1 tRNA gene and 2 rRNA genes (1 of these 3 cut by a window edge) are annotated in these 2,500 nt (G+C 54.5%); all 3 read left to right on the top strand.

Annotated features, from left to right (window positions below):
- Positions 1 to 2,021: ribosomal RNA gene (locus tag GOW72_RS00015) — 23S ribosomal RNA — on the top strand (it extends 806 nt beyond the left edge of the window).
- Positions 2,022 to 2,205: 184 nt separating this feature from the next.
- Positions 2,206 to 2,320, top strand: a 5S ribosomal RNA gene (gene rrf, locus GOW72_RS00010).
- Between the two features lie 86 nt (positions 2,321 to 2,406).
- Positions 2,407 to 2,483 (top strand) — tRNA-Met (locus GOW72_RS00005).
- Positions 2,484 to 2,500 lie beyond the last annotated feature (17 nt).

Genomic DNA, 2,500 nt, shown 5'->3' with positions numbered 1-2,500 from the left:
GCCAATCAAACTCGGAGATAGCTGGTTCTCTGCGAAATCTATTTAGGTAGAGCGTCATCCGAATACCCCGGGGGGTAGAGCACTGGATGGGTAATGGGGCCCCACAGGCTTACTGATCCTAACCAAACTCCGAATACCCGGGAGTACTAGATGGCAGACACACTGCGGATGCTAACGTCCGTAGTGGAGAGGGAAACAACCCTGACCTACAGCTAAGGCCCCCAATTCATGGCTAAGTGGGAAAGCAGGTGGGACGACCAAAACAACCAGGAGGTTGGCTTAGAAGCAGCCATCCTTTAAAGATAGCGTAACAGCTCACTGGTCTAAACAAGTTGTCCTGCGGCGAAGATGTAACGGGGCTCAAGCCATGAGCCGAAGCTTAGGATGCCGTAAGGCATGGTAGCAGAGCGTAGTGTGACATAGATCCATGCCTCCTTGATCCCTTCGGGGATATTGGAGGCGAGGATCTTTCGATGAAGCCGGCCTGTGAGGGATCCGGTGGAGAGATCACTAGTGAGAATGATGACATGAGTAGCGACAAAGAGTGTGAGAGACACTCTCGCCGAAAGTCCAAGGGTTCCTGCTTAAAGCTAATCTGAGCAGGGTAAGCCGGCCCCTAAGCCGAGGCCGAAAGGCGTAGGCGATGGGAACTAGGTTAATATTCCTAGGCCAGGAGGATGTGACGGATCACAGGTGTAGTTCAATCTTATCGGATTGATTGGGCTGCTGAGTGGTTCCTGGAAATAGCCCTCCATCAGACCGTACCCTAAACCGACACAGGTGGACTGGTAGAGCATACCAAGGCGCTTGAGAGAACGATGTTGAAGGAACTCGGCAAAATACCTCCGTAAGTTCGCGAGAAGGAGGCCCGGTTCCTAGGCAACTAGGGGCTGGGGGCACAAACCAGGGGGTGGCGACTGTTTATTAAAAACACAGGGCTCTGCGAAGTCGCAAGACGACGTATAGGGTCTGACGCCTGCCCGGTGCCTGAAGGTTAAAAGGAGAGGTGAGAGCCTTGAATTGAAGCCCAGGTAAACGGCGGCCGTAACTATAACGGTCCTAAGGTAGCGAAATTCCTTGTCGGGTAAGTTCCGACCTGCACGAATGGCGTAACGACTTCCCCGCTGTCTCCAACATCGACTCAGCGAAATTGAATTGCCTGTCAAGATGCAGGCTTCCCGCGGTTAGACGGAAAGACCCCGTGCACCTTTACTACAGCTTCGCACTGGCATCAGGACTGCAATGTGCAGGATAGGTGGTAGGCTTCGAAGCAGGGACGCCAGTTCCTGTGGAGCCTCCCTTGAGATACCACCCTTTGCATTCTTGATGTCTAACCGCGGTCCGTTATCCGGATCCGGGACCCTGCGTGGCGGGTAGTTTGACTGGGGCGGTCGCCTCCTAAAGCGTAACGGAGGCGCGCGAAGGTTGGCTCAGAGCGGTCGGAAATCGCTCGTTGAGTGCAATGGCAGAAGCCAGCCTGACTGCGAGACTGACAAGTCGAGCAGAGTCGAAAGACGGCCATAGTGATCCGGTGGTCCCGAGTGGAAGGGCCATCGCTCAACGGATAAAAGGTACGCCGGGGATAACAGGCTGATACTGCCCAAGAGTCCATATCGACGGCAGTGTTTGGCACCTCGATGTCGGCTCATCTCATCCTGGGGCTGGAGCAGGTCCCAAGGGTACGGCTGTTCGCCGTTTAAAGAGGTACGTGAGCTGGGTTTAGAACGTCGTGAGACAGTTCGGTCCCTATCTGCCGTGGGTGTAGGAGACTTGAGAGGAGTTGCCCCTAGTACGAGAGGACCGGGGTGAACGATCCACTGGTGGACCTGTTGTCGTGCCAACGGCAGTGCAGGGTAGCTATGATCGGACAGGATAACCGCTGAAGGCATCTAAGCGGGAAGCCCCCCTCAAAACAAGGTCTCCCTGAGGGCCGTGGAAGACCACCACGTCAATAGGCCGGAGATGTAAGCGCAGCAATGCGTTCAGTTGACCGGTACTAATCGCCCGATAGGCTTGATTTGATCCAGTAACAGAAAGACAAATCACCAAAAGCATACACTGACCTTGAGTTGGACAACGTTGATTGATGTGAAACCCCGCAAGGGGTGACACAACCGTGCGGGAACGCGCATTCGCAAGCGAATACGCCGCCTCCCGCGCTTCGCCTTTTTGCAAAGCAAAAAGAGCGACGGGGATTTTCCTCGGTTTGGTGGTCATAGCGCAAGTGAAACACCCGGTCCCATCCCGAACCCGGAAGTTAAGCACTGCAGCGCCAATGGTACTTGGGCTCAAGCCCCGGGAGAGTAGGTCACCGCCAAACCTAGAAAAATCCCCCCTCTCTAAAACGATCAAAAAACACGACAAGGTCGCAATCAGCCAAATAGGCAACAGACCAACCCAAAGTGTCGCGGGATGGAGCAGCCCGGTAGCTCGTCAGGCTCATAACCTGAAGGTCGCAGGTTCAAATCCTGCTCCCGCAACCAAATCCACAAAATCAAAA

It is taken from the genome of Ruegeria arenilitoris (assembly GCF_013032855.1).
GTDB classification, from domain to species: Bacteria; Pseudomonadota; Alphaproteobacteria; order Rhodobacterales; family Rhodobacteraceae; genus Ruegeria; species Ruegeria arenilitoris.
The sequence above is the reverse complement of the archived record's forward strand: the minus strand, read 5'-3'. Positions and strand labels throughout refer to the sequence as shown.